Source organism: Nostoc cycadae WK-1 (assembly GCF_002897135.1).
In the GTDB taxonomy this organism is placed as follows: Bacteria; Cyanobacteriota; Cyanobacteriia; order Cyanobacteriales; family Nostocaceae; genus Nostoc_B.
Genome location: NZ_DF978440.1, coordinates 74,077 through 90,498 on the forward strand (window position 1 = coordinate 74,077; position 16,422 = coordinate 90,498).

General features: G+C 40.2%; 15 protein-coding genes. 8 read left to right on the top strand and 7 right to left on the bottom strand.

Annotation, left to right across the window (positions count from 1 at the left end; genetic code table 11):
• Positions 1–267: 267 nt before the first annotated feature.
• The 3 genes from NCWK1_RS24245 to NCWK1_RS24255 all read right to left on the bottom strand — a co-directional run bounded on the left by NCWK1_RS24245 (position 268) and on the right by NCWK1_RS24255 (position 4,807).
• Positions 268–1,008 carry an SDR family oxidoreductase gene (locus NCWK1_RS24245; RefSeq protein ID WP_103126472.1) on the bottom strand — a complete coding sequence of 247 codons (741 nt, stop codon included), beginning with the start codon at positions 1,006–1,008 and terminating at the stop codon, positions 268–270.
• Between the two features lie 68 nt (positions 1,009–1,076).
• Positions 1,077–2,393: an efflux RND transporter periplasmic adaptor subunit gene (locus NCWK1_RS24250; protein ID WP_103126473.1), complete on the bottom strand. Its 1,317-nt coding sequence runs from the start codon at positions 2,391–2,393 to the stop codon at positions 1,077–1,079.
• Between the two features lie 587 nt (positions 2,394–2,980).
• Positions 2,981–4,807: an ABC transporter ATP-binding protein gene (locus tag NCWK1_RS24255; RefSeq protein ID WP_103126474.1), complete on the bottom strand. Its 1,827-nt coding sequence runs from the start codon at positions 4,805–4,807 to the stop codon at positions 2,981–2,983.
• Between the two features lie 610 nt (positions 4,808–5,417).
• Here NCWK1_RS24255 and NCWK1_RS24260 point away from each other — a divergent pair.
• The 4 genes from NCWK1_RS24260 (at position 5,418) to NCWK1_RS24275 (ending at position 9,255) form a co-directional block, all read left to right on the top strand.
• Positions 5,418–5,789, top strand: coding sequence for a hypothetical protein (locus NCWK1_RS24260; RefSeq protein WP_103126475.1), 372 nt, complete (start codon positions 5,418–5,420; stop codon positions 5,787–5,789).
• Between the two features lie 220 nt (positions 5,790–6,009).
• Positions 6,010–7,119 carry a TOMM precursor leader peptide-binding protein gene (locus NCWK1_RS24265; RefSeq protein WP_103126497.1) on the top strand — a complete coding sequence of 370 codons (1,110 nt, stop codon included), beginning with the start codon at positions 6,010–6,012 and terminating at the stop codon, positions 7,117–7,119.
• The gene (locus NCWK1_RS24270; protein ID WP_245894982.1) at positions 7,116–8,444 is read left to right on the top strand and encodes a YcaO-like family protein; all 1,329 of its coding nucleotides are present in this window, start codon (positions 7,116–7,118) and stop codon (positions 8,442–8,444) included. Before NCWK1_RS24265 ends, NCWK1_RS24270 begins: the two co-directional genes overlap by 4 nt.
• 79 nt (positions 8,445–8,523) lie before the next feature.
• Entirely contained in the window at positions 8,524–9,255 is a 732-nt protein-coding gene (locus NCWK1_RS24275) for a SagB/ThcOx family dehydrogenase (protein WP_103126476.1), read from the top strand.
• A 4-nt stretch (positions 9,256–9,259) separates the two neighbouring features.
• Here the strand turns inward: NCWK1_RS24275 and NCWK1_RS24280 are convergent, their stop codons facing one another.
• Positions 9,260–10,243, bottom strand: a complete 984-nt coding sequence (locus NCWK1_RS24280) for a LysR substrate-binding domain-containing protein (protein ID WP_103126477.1) — start codon at positions 10,241–10,243, stop codon at positions 9,260–9,262.
• A 326-nt stretch (positions 10,244–10,569) separates the two neighbouring features.
• Here NCWK1_RS24280 and NCWK1_RS24285 point away from each other — a divergent pair, with 326 nt between their 5' ends.
• Positions 10,570–11,118 carry a YidH family protein gene (locus NCWK1_RS24285; RefSeq protein ID WP_222838815.1) on the top strand — a complete coding sequence of 183 codons (549 nt, stop codon included), beginning with the start codon at positions 10,570–10,572 and terminating at the stop codon, positions 11,116–11,118.
• Between the two features lie 176 nt (positions 11,119–11,294).
• Here the strand turns inward: NCWK1_RS24285 and NCWK1_RS24290 are convergent, their stop codons facing one another.
• Positions 11,295–11,624 carry a DUF6464 family protein gene (locus NCWK1_RS24290; protein ID WP_096577191.1) on the bottom strand — a complete coding sequence of 110 codons (330 nt, stop codon included), beginning with the start codon at positions 11,622–11,624 and terminating at the stop codon, positions 11,295–11,297.
• Positions 11,625–11,958: 334 nt separating this feature from the next.
• The gene (locus NCWK1_RS24295; protein WP_245894983.1) at positions 11,959–12,447 is read right to left on the bottom strand and encodes a hypothetical protein; all 489 of its coding nucleotides are present in this window, start codon (positions 12,445–12,447) and stop codon (positions 11,959–11,961) included.
• Between the two features lie 125 nt (positions 12,448–12,572).
• Between NCWK1_RS24295 and NCWK1_RS24300 the strand changes: the two genes are divergently transcribed.
• Entirely contained in the window at positions 12,573–14,126 is a 1,554-nt protein-coding gene (locus NCWK1_RS24300; RefSeq protein ID WP_103126479.1) for an NAD(P)/FAD-dependent oxidoreductase, read from the top strand.
• A gap of 22 nt (positions 14,127–14,148) precedes the next feature.
• Complete coding sequence (locus tag NCWK1_RS24305) at positions 14,149–14,853, top strand: actin-binding WH2 domain-containing protein (RefSeq protein ID WP_103126499.1); 705 nt, start codon at positions 14,149–14,151, stop codon at positions 14,851–14,853.
• A gap of 235 nt (positions 14,854–15,088) precedes the next feature.
• Here NCWK1_RS24305 and NCWK1_RS24310 read toward each other — a convergent pair whose 3' ends face one another.
• Positions 15,089–15,775: an ATP-dependent Zn protease gene (locus NCWK1_RS24310; protein WP_103126480.1), complete on the bottom strand. Its 687-nt coding sequence runs from the start codon at positions 15,773–15,775 to the stop codon at positions 15,089–15,091.
• Positions 15,776–15,928: 153 nt separating this feature from the next.
• Between NCWK1_RS24310 and NCWK1_RS24315 the strand changes: the two genes are divergently transcribed.
• Positions 15,929–16,366 (top strand): secondary thiamine-phosphate synthase enzyme YjbQ, encoded by a 438-nt coding sequence (locus NCWK1_RS24315; RefSeq protein ID WP_103126481.1) that lies wholly within the window; start codon positions 15,929–15,931, stop codon positions 16,364–16,366.
• Positions 16,367–16,422: the final 56 nt, after the last annotated feature.

A 16,422-nucleotide genomic window follows, 5' to 3' on the forward strand; every position in this document is an offset into this window, starting at 1 on the left:
AGCCTGACGCTTCAAGTAAAAAGCCTGACACTTCGAGTAAAAAGCCTGACGCTTCGAGTAAAAAGCCTGACGCTTCGAGTAAAAAGCCTGACGCTTCGAGTAAAAAGCCTGAAATTTGAAGTTAAAAACTTGGAATTACTACTAATTAGGATTTTAGAGAAATAAATTACCCTTTTTGTGGGATTGGTGTCCTCACCCGTCCTCAATTCTGGGCGGACAGGATACCCATCCTACAGAAATTTGAAAAATTTTTGATTGACAAATTTCTCAAATAGCCCCGCCATTGACGCGAATATTTTGCCCAGTTATCCAACGTGCTTCCTCACTAGCTAAAAAAGCCACCACGTCGGCAATTTCTTGGACATCACCCAGCTTGTTAAAAGCTGACATTTGGGCTAAACGATTGATTTGTTCTGTAGTTTTGCCTTCACGGAACAATTCTGTATCTGTCGGGCCAGGAGAAACAACATTCACCGTGATTTCCTTAGCACCTAACTCTTTAGACAACACTCGCGTTATCTGTTCCACTGCGCCTTTAGTTCCTACATAAGCACTGTAGGTTGGTAACATCATCCCTGTGGTAGATGAAGAAAAATTAATAATTCTGCCACCTACTGCTAAATGCTGTGCAGCTTGTTGACAGGCAAAAAAAGTACCTTTGACATTGACAGCAAAAAGTTTGTCAAACTCTGCTTCCGTAATTTCTGTAATTGGCTTGTAAATAATTGTGCCAGCATTGTTAACTAAGATATCAACTTTGCCAAAATGGGCAATTGTTTTTTGAAACAGTGCTTCAATATCAGCCACACTCCCCACATCAGCTTGGATAGAAATTGCTTGCACTCCCAGTTGTGCGATTTCTGCAACAACTTCCTGGGCTTTGGCTGCATTCCCAGCATAATTAACTACAACAGATGCACCTTGATGAGCTAATTTTAAAGCGATCGCTCTACCAATTCCCCGCGATGCACCAGTCACAATTGCAACTTTCCCTGTTAAAGCTGCCATATATTAATCCTGCTTAACTAGCGATAATTTGCTCTTAAACTAACGCACCAAGGTTAAATTTACCCACACTAAGACTCAGGCACAATAGCCACACCATCCCGAATATTCAGCAATCCTGAGATAATAATTTCATCTTCCGGCTGTAATCCTGCCAAAACTTGGTAATAGTTATTTTTGATATTGCCTAACTTCACGCGCCTTTGTTGAGCAACTAACTGCGAAACTCCTTGAGGGGTTGTTTGTTGTTTCGCCACATAAACAAAAGTTTCACCCGCCACACGAGTTACGGCTGTAGTCGGAATTAACACCCCTGAACGCTGACTCCAAATCACTCTTGTTCGCACTAATTGACCAGCCCTTAACTGCCCTTGGGGATTATTAAACAGTGCTTTAATTAAGATTGATGGCGGTTGATTGCTCACATTGGGAACAATTAAAAATACTCGACTTGTACCCAAAACTTGCCCTTGAGAATTCATAATTTCCACAGGCATTCCCTTGCGTAATTTGGGGCCGCGCTCTAGTGGTAGAGTTAAAGCAACTTCTAAAGGTCGGTTTTCAGCAACAGTCATGAGTCGTGAAGAAGTCGTGACAAAATCACCAACTTTTACCGAGATATCGCCCACCGTACCACCAAAGGGTGCAGTAATTTTGTCATACTGAAGCGAGGCTGGTGGTTGTCTACTATTAATATCGGCTTGCTGGATAGCATTTTCCGCCTGCAAGATACTAGCTTTTTGAGCTTGAATTCGAGAATTCACCGCATCAAGATTAGCTCTCGCCGTCGCCAGTCTGTTAGCAGATAAGTCCTTAGACTGTCGTGATATTGCACCTTGGTCTGCTAGGTTGGCAGATCTATCGTAATCTAATTGATTTGATTGCACCTCAGCCAACTTTGATATCCGTTCTACTTCCAAAGCGCGGAGTGTGGCGCGAGCGCTTTCTAGTAGTGCTGCGGTTGCTTGGGTTGAACCATTGTTGCCTAGGGCTGTTGGTTGTTGGGCTTTATAATCTATTTGGATAATGGGTGTACCTGCGGTGATAGTCTGTCCCGGCTTGACAAATATCTGGGTAATTTGTCCGGGAATTCTCGACTGGAGGTTGATGGAACGCCGAGATTCTAAAGTTGCAATATAGTCTGCACTTTCCTCAATTGTGCCTAATTGCACAGGTGAAATTTTGGCTCTTACCCCTGGTGTTTGAGCATGAGTTGACGGTGTTTGAGGTACAGGAGTAAGTAAACGCCAAGCGATCGCCACTCCACCTCCAACTATGAGTATTAAAGCTAACAATAATCGCCACCAGCGCCATTTATTTTGAGGTGGTTGTTCTGATGTTTCTGGAAGTTCTTTTTCAAAATCAATTTGAGGCTCAGGGGATGTCATGACTTATCAGGTTACTAAAAATACAGTAAATAATTTTTGGTCTGTTGAGATGCAATTTACTGATACAGCATGAAGAGCAATAATAAACTATATCTTAGCTCGTCCCAATATACAGCTTTTTTTGATCAGGTCTAATCTATCAAAAGGTTAATGATAAAAATTAAGAATGTGATACCTTTTTGAACTGTATTGTTAGTTATTGTAGAGCATCTTTGAGTCTTGCTAAAATAATCGATTTATATCCTATTTATCAAGTATTGTCTGTTACAACTATGTGATAATTTGCAAGCCAGGATTAGCCGTAATACCAATTCGTAATTCGTAATTCGTAATTAATCAAGTCAGATATGGCATGGTTTTCGGGGTTTGAATGTGTTGCCTCATGTTAGAGAATTGGTATAACGCAATATATTTCTCGGTATTAAAACTTAAGCTTTACTTAATAAAGTATCTCGGAAAAATACTTTGACATCAAGAATCAGCGAAAGGGATAATTGAGACACACAATTTTTTGTTGGTATCATTGGGGACTTATAATTATGTTGGATTCAGCTATGTTCTACCCAAACTATAGTATTAATTACGAATTACAAATTTTCTTCAGATACCCCGTAATGTTGTGCCTGCATATTCCACAAAGTTGTATATTCACCGCCACGTTGTAAAAGTTCCAGATGAGTGCCATCTTCAATTAAATGACCAGCTTTGAGAACTAAAATTCGGTCAGCCATCCGTACAGAAGCGAGTCTATGAGTAATCAAAATTGTAGTTTTACCCTCGGCTAATTCAATAAAGCGTCGGTAGAGATTATATTCGCTGCGAGGGTCGAGTGCGGCAGTTGGTTCATCTAATAGTAATAGTTGGGCTGATTGACGCACAAAAGCACGAGCTAAAGCTAACTTTTGCCACTGACCACCAGAAAGTTCCGTACCGCCAAATTGCTTTCCTAGTGGTGTATCCTCTCTAGTAGTAAAATCATCAACTAGTTTAGCTATATCAGCTTTTTCGATTGCATATCTGAGAATATTTGGATTTTCTAAAGCAGCTAAATTTCCCAAAGCAATATTTTCTCCCAGAGTCAGCGCATAATGCCCAAAATCTTGAAAAACACCAGCTATTTGCTGCCGCCACTGTTCTAAATTTAAGTTTCTTAAATCTATTCCATCAACTAAAATACATCCTTGTGTTGGGTCATATAACCTAGTCAACAGTTTCACTAAAGTAGTTTTACCTGCGCCATTCTCTCCGACAATGGCAACTGTTTCTCCCGGATAAATAGTAAAAGAAATATCTTGCAGAGCTAAACGATTATCTGGGTAGTAAAAGTCAACTTTCTCAAAAGTAATACCTGAACGAATAGGAGTTGGTACTTTCTCACCAGGTATACTTATTTGCATTGGGATGGGACTGTCGAGAAAATTGAAAAACTGCTGCATATAAAGAACATTTTCTAACAAATCTACCCAATTAGCGACAAATCTTTCGAGATTATTTTGAAAGTAAGTCAATGATTGTACAAATAAAAGTACACTACCAGGACTGAAATCGCCACGAAAAGCTTTCTGTACTACCCAGTAAAAAGCAAAACCATTTCCCAACGTACTAAGAATAGCTAAAGTAGATGACCAAAATGCTTGTTTTCCTCGCAGATGGCGCATTGTTTGATGTAAAGACTGAAATGCTTGTAGGTAACGTGTGATAAAAAATGAACCTAGCTGAAACAACCTAATTTCTTTCGCATAGGTATCAGTTAGCATCACCGAAGTGTAATATTGCATTCTCCGCGCTTCAGGGCTATGTTCAAATAAAGTTAGCCAAATAGTTTTGCCATACTGAGAAGAAACCACTATTTGGGGTATAGTTGCGATCGCAATCACTAATGGTATCCAAAAAGCTAGGGGAACTAATAACCCAACTATCACTATCAAAGTCACAAAAGAACGACTTAATTCCACTAAATTTTCTAATAAACTCAGCGGTTTATAGCCGATTTGTTGTTGCAGAAGTTGTAACTCATCATAAAACACAGAATCTTCAAAACGACTCAAATCTGCAAAACTATCAGCTTTACTCATTAATAATAAGCTAATGTGAGCCGTTAACTTGTCATTGAGATCTCCTTGAAGTGCAAATACCCAAGGATACAGCAATGTCTCTAGTAACAAAGCTCCCACCCATCCTGCTACCAAAGGTACAAGCATTGCATACCCTAATTCTCTCCCAGATGTTAAGGCTGCTGCTACAGTATCTACTACTAATTTGGTAATCCAAACACTAATAGCCGGAAGAAACCCTTGCAATAAAGTAACAGCAATTAAAAATATCATTTCTCTCGGTGCTGCTTTCCATAGCAAAGGTAGAGAACGAAATAAAGCTTTAGTGTAGTCTGCAAACCAAACTCTTAAGTCGCTCATCAATTAAACCTAATTATTTATTTGGTATTAAGTGAACCCCACCTTATCTCTGTTGTGTATTAGTCTACATAGCCGTGTTCAAGCTAGGTTCTACATCAGTACCCTAATGCAGCAAGTTATATTAGAGTCTATCTCAACAAAAAACCATCCTACTTAAGAAAGAGCAAGATTAAGATTCCGGGTAAAAACTATACTACTTAAGAAAGAATAAAAAACTCTAGAAAAAGATAATGTTAGAGAAGTCAGATGATCAAAACAAGACAAGTATTTTGCTAAAAATAGCAAACGTTTTATCAAAGACAAGGTTTTAGGGAACCTCAATTTTATCCATGAGTTCCTATCACTTATTTTACAGTGATTTTGACCATTTGTGGATTAGTAAAACTCTGAATTAAAAGCTGAGTGTTTTTGTTTAACTATACCTGTGTGGGTATATATAGTTAAGCATTAACCATTGTTTTATTTTCTAGTCATCCTTCACATCTACCCGTTCTAATATCCATTCTTAGATGAAGGCTAGTTGATGTACAAACATCATCAAAGCTTTTACAAACTTGAATGCAGATTTGCCAATAGGCTCATAAATTGAAGTTAACAGGAGTAAGTGACGATGCTTGCAGAAAAAACACTGACCCAACAAACAATAGATATGCGTTTGGAAGACAAAGCAGACAAATTAGAACAACTTTTGTTATCTGATGAAGAAATCGCAGCTTTAGAAAAATTGGCAATGCCAGGAATGTTGGAATCTGAGACTCAGCAAAGATGGTTTGCTAATTGCGGCGGATGTGGCGGATGTGGAGGCTGCGTTGGATGTCGAGGCTGCGTTGGATGTCGAGGCTGCGGATGTCGAGGCTGCGGATGTCGAGGCTGCGGATGCCGTGGATGCGGATGTCGTGGATGTGGAGGATGTAGAGTTAGTGAAACTGGCTCAATATCAAGTGTGCCAGATGATAGTGATGATTTTGGATTTGGATATTAAATTAGCTGGAGAGAGAATAACAATTCTAGAGCAATCTTAATCATTGGTGAATACATAGATTCCCGAATTATTTGAGAATTCGGGAATCTGAATCCAACTAAATATTCATAAATTAAGATTGCTCTAGCTACGAAAACATAGAATTTTATTCTCTGCATTTCGCTAAACAAAATTGCTTTTCTATCTTTTTTTGTGGAGCTTTAACAATAAAATAATGCCTATGAAATTAAATGATAATCAGCATCTGCGTCTACTAGAACACGTTGTCGTTCATGTTATGCCGCCAGATTGTCATGGCGAAGAAACAATGATCTTCAATACGACGCGGCGAACCCTAACAGTTAAAGGCCAAGCACTGCACGATGTAGAAAGTATGGTATTGCCTTTACTAGATGGCTCCCGAACGATAGGAGAAATTCGGGCGGAAATTGGCGAAAAATTGACAGATGCTTCACTCAATCAATGTTTAGAGTTTTTGATGGAAAATCGCTTAGTTGAGGAGCTTTTAGAAGAAACTATCGATTTAGATAGTCGTGCTTATTTACTGCCGCAAATTAGTCTTTATCATGAGTTAGGATTTCAGCAACAAGATGCCCAAAAACACTTAGCCAACGCAAGGATTGCTGTTTTCGGACTCGGTGGTTCAGGGTTGATAGCTGCAATTAACTTGGCTAGTGCTGGTATTGGTTATCTGCGACTTTGTGATGATGTCTGCACAATTCCCTCCGATGCAATGATGATGTCAGGCTTAGTATTTAATCAAATCGGTGCTTTGCGGGGTGTGGAAGCAGCAAGACAAATTGAGGCGATCGCAGAAATCACCGACACTGAGATTGTGATAGATAATTTGATGGACGATGCCACAGTCAATGCTTTGCTGGAAGATGTTGACCTTGTAATTGTCGCCACCGATGCTGTTTCTGTTAATCTCGCCTATCGCCTCAACAGATTATGCCTGAAAATGCAGCGCCCATTGCTACCGGGTGGGGCGGCTGGTGTGGAAGGAACTTTTGGCCCACTAGTCTTTGCTCAAGATGGCCCTTGTTATCTCTGCTATCGGATGCGGTCGATAGCTTGTGCCAAACTACCAGAAGCGGAATTGGCAATTGAGCGATTACTCGACCGAGAACGCCGTTCTCAACCAAGGTTGCAAGAAAATTTGCCCATCGCTCAGATGTTAGTTGGAAGTTACTTGGCGCTGGATACTATTAAGATGTTTCTCGGTTTACCTATTGCTACAGATGGCAAATTAGTGCATTTAGACTTACTGGGTACAAAACTAACTCACAACGTTGTGCTGAAAAAACCTGGCTGCCCCCATTGTTCATGACAGGAGAGAATAGAGTGAATGTTGCGATCGCTAGTCCTCGTTGGCGCGATTTAGTTAGTCCCCATACGGGAATCATCCGCGCCATTGATAGATTTACTAAGCCTTATACAGAGTTTGATTTTCCTGTTTTGTGGCAAGCTGAATTAGCAAATTTCCAGCTTCGCAAACAGTCGGATGATTTACGCTACGGTGTAGGCAGGGGGATGACTGATGAACAAGCAATTTTTGGGGCAGTTGGCGAAGCTGTAGAGCGCTACTGTGGCAGCATTGTTGATTATCGGCAACTAATTGTGAGTAGTTACGCAGATTTAAGTCATCCCGCCGTTCATCCGCCAGCTTTTTTCTCGTTTTCTGACAACCAATATTCTGATCCAACCTTTCCCTTTCCGGCTTTTGATCAATTAACGCAGACTTCATGGATAAATGCCACATCTCTGACCAGTAACCAACAGGTGTTAGTCCCAGCATTCATGGTTTATTTTGACTGGGATAGCAATCAACCAGGAGATTATATTTTACCTGTCACCTCTAATGGTATGGCTAGTGGCCCTACTCTTGAATTTGCAGCTTACAGTGGCTTATGCGAGTTGATTGAGCGTGATGCTTTTATCATTACATGGTTAAATCGCCTACCTGCTCCCCGCATTTATTTCGCTCATCGTCCCGGAATTGAAACCGAAATTTTACGCAACTATGCCCGATTTGGCATTGAATTAGTTACCTTCTATTTGACAACTGATATTAACATCCCCGTTGTCATGGCAATGTTAATTGACCGTTCTGGCAGAAGTCCGGCTGTGGCGACTGGTTTAGGATGCCATCTTGATGGGTCAATAGCACTGCGTAAGGCGATTTTTGAAGTTTGTCAAGCCCGCTTTGGTGACATAGAACGCAAAGCTAATGGCGCTGGGGCTAATCTCAATCAATATGAAGATGTGCAGAATTTAGACGATCACAGCGCTTTTTTCTATAAAACGGCTCGGTTATGCGAGTTGGAATTTTTATTTGAGCATGAAAATTACCTCACAGTTGAAGATTTACCAACTTACCCGTCTTCAGCCGAGGCAGAAAAATTGCGAACTGTCATTACAAGGTTGCATTCCGTTGGCGCTGAACCATATTTAGTGGAAATTACCACCCCTGATGTTGCATCGCTTGGTTTTCGTGTTGTGCGGACTTTAGCCAGTGAATTAGTCCCGATATATTTTGGTCATGGGCTAGAACCGTTGGGTACTCGGCGGTTATTCGAGGTACCAAAAAGGTTAGGTTACGGTGGACAACGTACCGCAAACGACCTCAATCCTTGTCCACATCCTATGGCTTAAAACAATTTTGGATTTTGGATTTTATTACACCCTTACACCCCTATACCCATTTTCCGTTTAATGTCAGGAAATCATAACTATGTATACAGCCAACGAGCCACTAGAGTTAGCGTTGCTTTATCATTTGAACTCGCCAGTGCCGAAAAGTTATGTCAAGCGTGTTCCGGCGACGGAAATGCGCTATATGCCGGAAGCTCCTTTTTTGGAACTGCCAAAAGCACCACACGATAACTCGCTGAGTCAAATTTTAGCGCGACGGTCTTCGGTGCGATCGTTTGCTAATACAACTATGCCGCTGATTCAATTAGCGCAGTTGCTTGATGCTGGATGCGGACTGAATGGGTTGCGTCAAATGGATGGTTACACCTATGAAGCGCGAAACTCACCATCTGCGGGAGGGCTTTATCCTTTGGAGGTTTTTGTCGCAACGCAAGCGGTAGAAAATTTAGCTAATGGGCTATATCACTATGAGCCACGCGGTCATGGCTTGCATCGGGTGAATGATGCAGTACCAAACGATTTTGTCAAACCTTTATTGCAACAGGATTATATAGTGAATGCCAATGCTTTGTTTATGTTTACATCGGTTTTTATGCGATCGCTATGCAAATACGGTGCGCGTGGCTACCGTTTTGCACTTTTAGAAGCTGGTCATCAAGCCGAAAATATCTGTCTGATGGCTGTGCAATTAGATTTGGCTAGTCTTTGCATAGGCGGATTTTATGATATGAGTTTGAATACTATGTTAGGTATTGATGGTAAACGTCATGCGGCGCTTTACTGTGTTGCTGTGGGGACTGAAAGAAAATAGAGAATTAAGATTTTATTTTTGTCTTATTTAGAGATTGTTCGGGAAAATTAATGGTGGTGTATGATGCAATCAAGGTTTGTTCAAAGACTTTAGCCAGAGCAGTTTGAAAGCGTTGACGATGCTTGAGTTTAAAAAATGGTCTGACTATTTCTAAATCTTTACTGCAATCTGCTTGGTGATGGCAAACTCGAATTGCCCGTAAAGTGCCTAGCTGAACTTCTTTTTTGACCATTAACTCAGAAATCCCGGTTGCACCTACACCACTTTCAACAGCAGCTTTAGCCATTTCGCCACTATTGAAAACCAAAATTATATTCAATTCACTAATATTAATACCCCAATTTTTTAGGGCTTCTTCAAATCTTTGCTGGGTTCCAGAACCAGGCTCTCGCATCACCCAAGAAGTTTGAGTTAGTTCAGCAACAGTAATTTCTCCAAGTTCAAACCAAGGGTGAGTTTGACCGACAACTATTTGTAAGCGATCGCTCCCAATTATTTCTCGTTCTAAAGTATTCTGTAAGGCTGGTTTAACATCACCTTCAACTAAACCTAAATCAAACTGTCCCATTGCTGTTCCTTCACAAATTGTTTCGGCATTTGCCAAACAACAATCAACAGAAATTTGCGGATACTTACTTTTAAATTCACTAATTTTACTTGGCAACCAATAGTTACCAATGGTTAAACTTGAGCCTAATTTTAATTCGCCACGTTGCAGGTTGTTCAATTCCCGCAATCCCCGTTCTGTTAACGTCACTTGGTCGAGAATTTTCTGTGCTTCCACTTGTAATAACTTACCAGCTTCGGCAATCTCAATATGGCGACCAATCCGATGAAACAGTTTGACTCCGTATTCTTGCTCTAAGTTGTGAATTGCTGCACTAACGGCTGGCTGAGTAATATAAAGCTCTTCAGCTGCACGCGTAAAGTGTAGATGCTCTGCTACAGCGAGAAAGATTCTTAGCTGCTCCAGTGTCATCCCTGCCATACTAAACTATTCCTAAAAACCTGGATTTCCAAATTTAATCACTTATATTTATAATTTTGACAAATAAAAACATTTGATTCTATTGATGAGATTAAATACAGTAGAAAATAACAATAATAAATACACACATTACTAATGTGCCTACTCAAATATGCAAAAATTTAGTTGAGCGATCGCTATTAGCTAGATGATTATCTAGCGTTAAAAATGAGCAGAATAAGGCATAATGCTAAAAATTAACCGTATTTTGGCTAATTTTTGGCAGTCATAATATTATTCAGGCTTGTGTTCTTAAGATATCTGCATTAAAATAAATTTTGGCAAAAATGTACAAACAAATTAAATATTTTTTGCAAGTGCGATCGCCGCACAAGTGGCAAATTATCTGGAAAGAAATTTGCTATTACTTGGGAATTTTTTGGAGGGGAGCCTCTTGGGGTTTAAGGGTGTTATTGATGCAATTAGAGTCTAAGCCAACAGAAGAAAAGAAAAAGCCAGGAAGGCTAAATCCATCACGAATTAGGGATCATTTAGCTAATGAACGCACTTATCTTGCTTGGATGCGAACTGCGATCGCACTGTTGGGTTTTGGAGTCGTTATCGTTCGTTTGCGAGCCTTTCAAGTCCCGCTGTTACCCACACCTGGTCATGGTTGGAAGTTGGGTTTAGTCTTTTCGCTAGTTGGTTTAGTTACGGTATGGCTGTCAACGGCACACTATTTTGCAGTGCGTCGTGATATTGAAGATGATAATTATGAACCTACAGACCGCTGGGTAATTTTATTCAGTTTGGCAATTATGATTCTCGGTTCTGGAGTAATTTATTACGTGTTTACTGCTCCCCTTAGTCCTTTGAGTCCGGTTGTTCCTGATTAATGAATAAACACAACAGGAAGAATAATACCGTTTCACTTTAAGTTTGATACAAATAGACCGCAGGGGGAGGGAGCAGGGGGAAAGAGTAAACAACCAATGAATTTGTATCAGGATTTTCGTGAAATGGTATAATTCGGCTTTTTTCTGAAGGGCAAAGTAGTTTAAATATTTAATCTTTAGGCTTGTTCGCTACTAGTTAATTCTTTCTGCTCGTAGTAACGACAACCTTGACAAGGGCCACAGGGGTTAACAGCACAACGGATGTAACCAGAACGGGCGTTAAATTTGCAGCTAATGTCACCAATAAGATATCCTACTCCTTCCAAGTAGTAGCGATCGCCATCCATCGGTCTGATATTTTGTCTACCCCTTGTCCCAGAAAAATTCATGGCTGCTTGTCTCAGCTGCGCCCTTGTCCGTAATTGGGTTTTACGGATTAACCATAAGGAAAACAGGGATGGTAAAAAACCAACGGCAATCACCAAAAGTGTCTTGATATTTAACACCTTCTTTTTACCCCTTTTATGCGCTGATTGATCTTCCCAGATATTACATTCTAGTTGTTGCCAGAATGCAAATATTAGGGCGTGTTGCTGGATTGTAGCAGTGTGGCATCTAGAGTATCAATTCAGTAATCATGAAATAACCTCTCCCCCAACCCCTCTCCGCATCGGAGAAGGGAGTTAAGCAACCCCCTTTCCTTGCAGGGAAGGGGGCTGGGGGTTAGGTTTTTAATTAATGAATTGGTGTTCTAGTACTGAGCCAAAAAGTACCAATGCCACTTCAATCAGCATAACTGTTACAACCGATAAGGCGTACTACAATTCAATTTTCATAACTTTAAGATTTATTGATTAGCGCCCCCAAGAAAAAAACTTTTGTCTCAGTATCAGCCTTTTCTTGGTTTTTTTTGTGTCGCTGTGCGGCTAATCTTCTATTTTTATTTTGCTGTCTAAGTTTCTGGGCTAGTGATGCAGCTTCTCTTTCGGCTCGGAATAAATCAACTTTTCGCGTCGTCAAAATTAAGCACTCATCTGATTTTTGTTTCACCCAAGGAATGCTAACTGTGAAATACTTACAAACGCTTTTACGCGATTTAACATTTCCTGACAAATAATTTGTTTGACTGTTGATAGCACTAGCTATTGCTTTTAACTCTAGAATCTCAGCTTCTAATTCTGCGGCCATTTGATTAATAGTTTGGGCTTGCGCCACTAAACGCTCCCAACCACTAATTATCTTTTCTTGTTGTGGCTGTAGGGGGATAATTGCAGGCTGTGATGAAGGGCGGAAGATGGAACTTTTACCACTGTGTTCGATTTTTTTCATAGTTCCTCTGCTAATACTACTGAGCTTGTTAGGCATTGTAGCAGCATTTTAATACAAATGTACTAACTTGGTGAAATTCCGCAAAGATACGATCATAAGTAGGAACTCTGCGGGAATTCACGATTATGTCTAGTTCACTAACTGAAGAAATTCTGTCTCAACTTCCTGGTGATGCGTTGCGCGGGTTACGTCGCACTGATGAAATCCTGACAGCAATTCGAGAAAATACTGCGCCAATACCAACAGTAGTTAAGGAAAGTCAGCAAGATTTAGATAATGTAGAATTGGATGCAATTATTTGTGGCGGGACTTTAGGTATTTTAATTGGTTGCGCCTTAGCAGTACGCGGGTTACGGGTGGCGTTAATTGAGCGCGGGATATTAAAAGGGAGAGAACAAGAATGGAATATTTCGCGCTCAGAATTAGAAGTATTTTTGCAATTAAACCTGCTGACTGATGAAGAATTAGAAAGAGCGATCGCTACTCAATATAATCCAGCCAGGGTAAGTTTTCATGGCGGTACAGAAGTTTGGGTCGAAAATGTCCTCAATATCGGAGTAGATCCTGTATATCTACTCGCAACATTAAAAAATAAATTCATCGCAGTCGGCGGACAGTTATTTGAAAATACACCATTTATTGAGGCGGTTGTTCATCCCAATGGCGTAATAGTCAACCAGCAATTTTCAGCGAAATTGCTCATCGACGCAATGGGACATCTTTCTCCCATCACCCAACAAGCACGCCAAGGCAAAAAACCAGATGCTTTATGTTTAGTTGTGGGAAGTTGCGCTCAAGGATTTCCGGAAAATCAATCTGGCGATTTGTTGTTATCCTTTACATCCTTGCAGAATCAGTGCCAATACTTCTGGGAAGCTTTTCCCGCTAGAGATGGCCGAACCACCTACTTATTTACCTACATGGATGCACATCCACAACGCTTGAGTTTAGAAACTTTATTTGCAGAATATCTACACCTGTTGCCAAAATATCAGGGTGTGGAATTACAACATTTAAAATTTCAAAGGGCGTTATTTGGTTTTTTCCCAACTTACCGCAATAGTCCACTCAAAACTCCTTGGCATCGGATTTTACCAGTGGGAGATAGCAGTGGTAGCCAATCGCCTTTAAGTTTTGGTGGTTTTGGCGCAATGGTGCGTCATTTGCAGCGTTTAACTTTTGGGGTAGAAGCAGCATTACAAACCAATCAATTATCTGCACAGGCATTGTCACTACTGCAACCATATCAACCAAATTTGAGCGTAACTTGGTTATTTCAAAAAGCTATGAGTTTGGGTGTAAATCAAAATATCCCCCCAGAGCAAATTAATCAGCTGCTGTCGGCGGTATTTCTAGAAATGCAAAATCTAGGGAATCCCGTCCTCAAGCCATTTTTGCAAGATGTGGTGCAGTTTTCGGCATTAACACAAACATTAATTAAAACTGGATTATCTCATCCAAAATTAATTGCCAAGATAATTCCCCAAGTTGGTTTAGTCAACTTACTTGATTGGCTAGTGCATTACGGTAATTTAGGTGTTTACACTGCCTTGTTTACTCTGAGTCCAGTGTTAGAAACATGGATTAAGAGCCTACCCACTCAACAACAATATTATTGGCATCGCTTGGTAGATGCTTGGAAGTATGGTTCTGGTGCTGATTACTGTGATGAAAGTTAAATAATATGTGTGTGAGGATAACATAATGGAACGGAAAGCAGGCAGTATTAAATACTTTGCGGTGTTAATTGGCTTACTGCGCGATCGCCAAGGTTTTTTAGATGAAGTTCGTCAAGGAATTAGAATCCCCAGTAAGATAATTTCTTTGCTGGTTTGTAGTTCTATTTTTATTGCCATTTATGGGGCAATTATTGGCTCTTCTCATAGTTGGATGCAGGCTGTTTCTTCGGCGGTGAAACTACCCGCACTTTATTTAATTACCTTGCTAATTTGTCTGCCCACACTGTTTTTTTCTAATATTATCTTTGGTTCTAAGCGGAGTTTTGGGCAGCACTTTATTTTAGTACTCACAGCCGTTGCTGTTACGAGTGTTTTGTTATTTAGTTTTGCACCAATCACTCTCTTTTTCTTGCTCACCACTAATAACTATCAATTTATACTGGTATTAAATGTATTAATCTTTGCCATCACAGGATTTATCGGTATTTCCGCTTTGTACCAAGCAGCAAATATAGTAATAGAACAAGAGGATGATGGTAGTAAAACTCGCAGGCGAATCTTACAATCTTGGCTATTTCTTTATGCTTTTGTAGGTAGCCAATTAGGTTGGACTCTCAGACCATTTTTTGGTTCCCCTATGCAACCCTTTCAACTGTTCCGAGAAAGAGAAGGTAATTTTTATTTGGGTGTAATGAAAGCTATTGGTTATCTGTTGGGATTAAATTAATAGTTGATATAGCAATCCTCAATGATTTAGAAACATCTTTCTCCCTTGTCTTCCTTGTCTCCCTTGTCCCTATCAAATAATTGAGAATCAAAACATTCGCTGTAGAGACGTTATATATAACGTCTCTATTTTGATTTTTATTTTGTACTAGTACAGGTTGGCGTAAATAAACAGACCATAAGAAATGGCTAAAAGGCATGTGGTATCACGATTCTTTCTTTTTCCTTTTTCCTTTTTACTTTTGCCTTGTTGCACTGGCGATCGCACTTTGGCATTCTTCAATAGAAGCACGTTGTTGCATAGCTTGAACTAAGGCTTCATAACTTGACCAATTTTCTTCTAACAGAGTTTTTGCTTGCAAAACATGAAACCGTTGTTTTTGCTGAAAGGCTGACTCGGAAAAACCTACAACTTTTAAGACTTCCGCCAACTTAGCTTTATCATCACCGCCACCTTCAGCGCGTTCAAATACCAAAGCTTCCGCCGCAATACCAGCCATCCACATTGTGCAGTAACGGTCTAGCATTTGGGCGCTGATAGAACCTTTTTCTAATTGTGCAGCTAACTCAGCATCATTAAAAGCAACGCCGCCTTGTCCTGGTTGTCCTTTTCGCCAAGCTTCCCAGGCGCTGAGGGTGTAACCAGTTACGGGAATACCCAGCAAAGAAGCCACCAAAAAATGTCCCGCTTCATGGTGGATAATGCGATCGCGGTGTTCACTAGAAAATCCGGCAATCCAATCTAGCAAGATAGTTCCACCCTTACCTTGCAAGCTAAAACTGTCTAAAGTAGCGATTCCCAAAATGGTGAAAGTGGCGAGTGCTGGTACTGTCGGCGATAAGTTGATTAATGGCCCCAGCAGTACCGAAAAAGTCATCAGAAAGACTGATATGGCTACTAAATTGAGGGCTGTTTGGCTCATTGTCAGTTTTTTAACTCAGGCTTAATCTTTCTTAATTATGAGGCGATCATTGCATTTTTGAGTAATATCTCTGATAGTTCGCGCTGGCGGACTTTGTTTGTATAGCCGTGACTTCCAGTCATTCGATTTTTGAGTAAATCTAAATTTCCAGAAATGCCAATAATTCATCAGTTAATCGAAATCGCCACTGAACCAGGAATTAATATTCACAACATCACCCCACACATCAAAGATTTAATTGCCAAAACCTCAGTTAAAAATGGACAAGTTTTGGTCTTTTCGCGCCACACGACTACAGCTTTAGCTATCAATGAATATGAAGTCAGATTGTTAGAAGATATCAAAGTCTTCTTCGCTAAATTAGCACCAGAATCAGACCGTTATTTACACAATGATTTGCATTTACGCGATGTTCCTGAAGATGAACCAATGAATGCTCATTCTCATTTACTAGCAATGATGTTAAGTACCAGTGAAGTAATTCCTATTGTGGATAGAAAATTAGCATTAGGAACTTGGCAATCTGTATTATTTTTTGAATTAGATGGGCCGCGTCAACGAACTGTATCTGTGCAGATTTCCGGCGAGTGAAATCAAGGTTTTAATAAAGATAAGAGGGCTTGTATAGAGTGCGATCGCTCAAAACA

Excerpts from the sequence above, each read along its gene's own strand:
- NCWK1_RS24245 (WP_103126472.1), bottom strand. The coding sequence starts at position 1,008 with ATGGCAGCTTTAACAGGGAAAGTTGCAATTGTGACTGGTGCATCGCGG.
- NCWK1_RS24280 (WP_103126477.1), bottom strand. The coding sequence starts at position 10,243 with ATGGCAGGGATGACACTGGAGCAGCTAAGAATCTTTCTCGCTGTAGCA.
- NCWK1_RS24295 (WP_245894983.1), bottom strand. The coding sequence starts at position 12,447 with ATGAAAAAAATCGAACACAGTGGTAAAAGTTCCATCTTCCGCCCTTCA.
- NCWK1_RS24300 (WP_103126479.1), top strand. The coding sequence starts at position 12,573 with ATGTCTAGTTCACTAACTGAAGAAATTCTGTCTCAACTTCCTGGTGAT.
- NCWK1_RS24250 (WP_103126473.1), bottom strand. The coding sequence starts at position 2,393 with ATGACATCCCCTGAGCCTCAAATTGATTTTGAAAAAGAACTTCCAGAA.
- NCWK1_RS24260 (WP_103126475.1), top strand. The coding sequence starts at position 5,418 with ATGCTTGCAGAAAAAACACTGACCCAACAAACAATAGATATGCGTTTG.
- NCWK1_RS24310 (WP_103126480.1), bottom strand. The coding sequence starts at position 15,775 with ATGAGCCAAACAGCCCTCAATTTAGTAGCCATATCAGTCTTTCTGATG.
- NCWK1_RS24275 (WP_103126476.1), top strand. The coding sequence starts at position 8,524 with ATGTATACAGCCAACGAGCCACTAGAGTTAGCGTTGCTTTATCATTTG.
- NCWK1_RS24285 (WP_222838815.1), top strand. The coding sequence starts at position 10,570 with ATGTACAAACAAATTAAATATTTTTTGCAAGTGCGATCGCCGCACAAG.
- NCWK1_RS24255 (WP_103126474.1), bottom strand. The coding sequence starts at position 4,807 with ATGAGCGACTTAAGAGTTTGGTTTGCAGACTACACTAAAGCTTTATTT.
- NCWK1_RS24315 (WP_103126481.1), top strand. The coding sequence starts at position 15,929 with ATGCCAATAATTCATCAGTTAATCGAAATCGCCACTGAACCAGGAATT.
- NCWK1_RS24265 (WP_103126497.1), top strand. The coding sequence starts at position 6,010 with ATGAAATTAAATGATAATCAGCATCTGCGTCTACTAGAACACGTTGTC.
- NCWK1_RS24270 (WP_245894982.1), top strand. The coding sequence starts at position 7,116 with ATGACAGGAGAGAATAGAGTGAATGTTGCGATCGCTAGTCCTCGTTGG.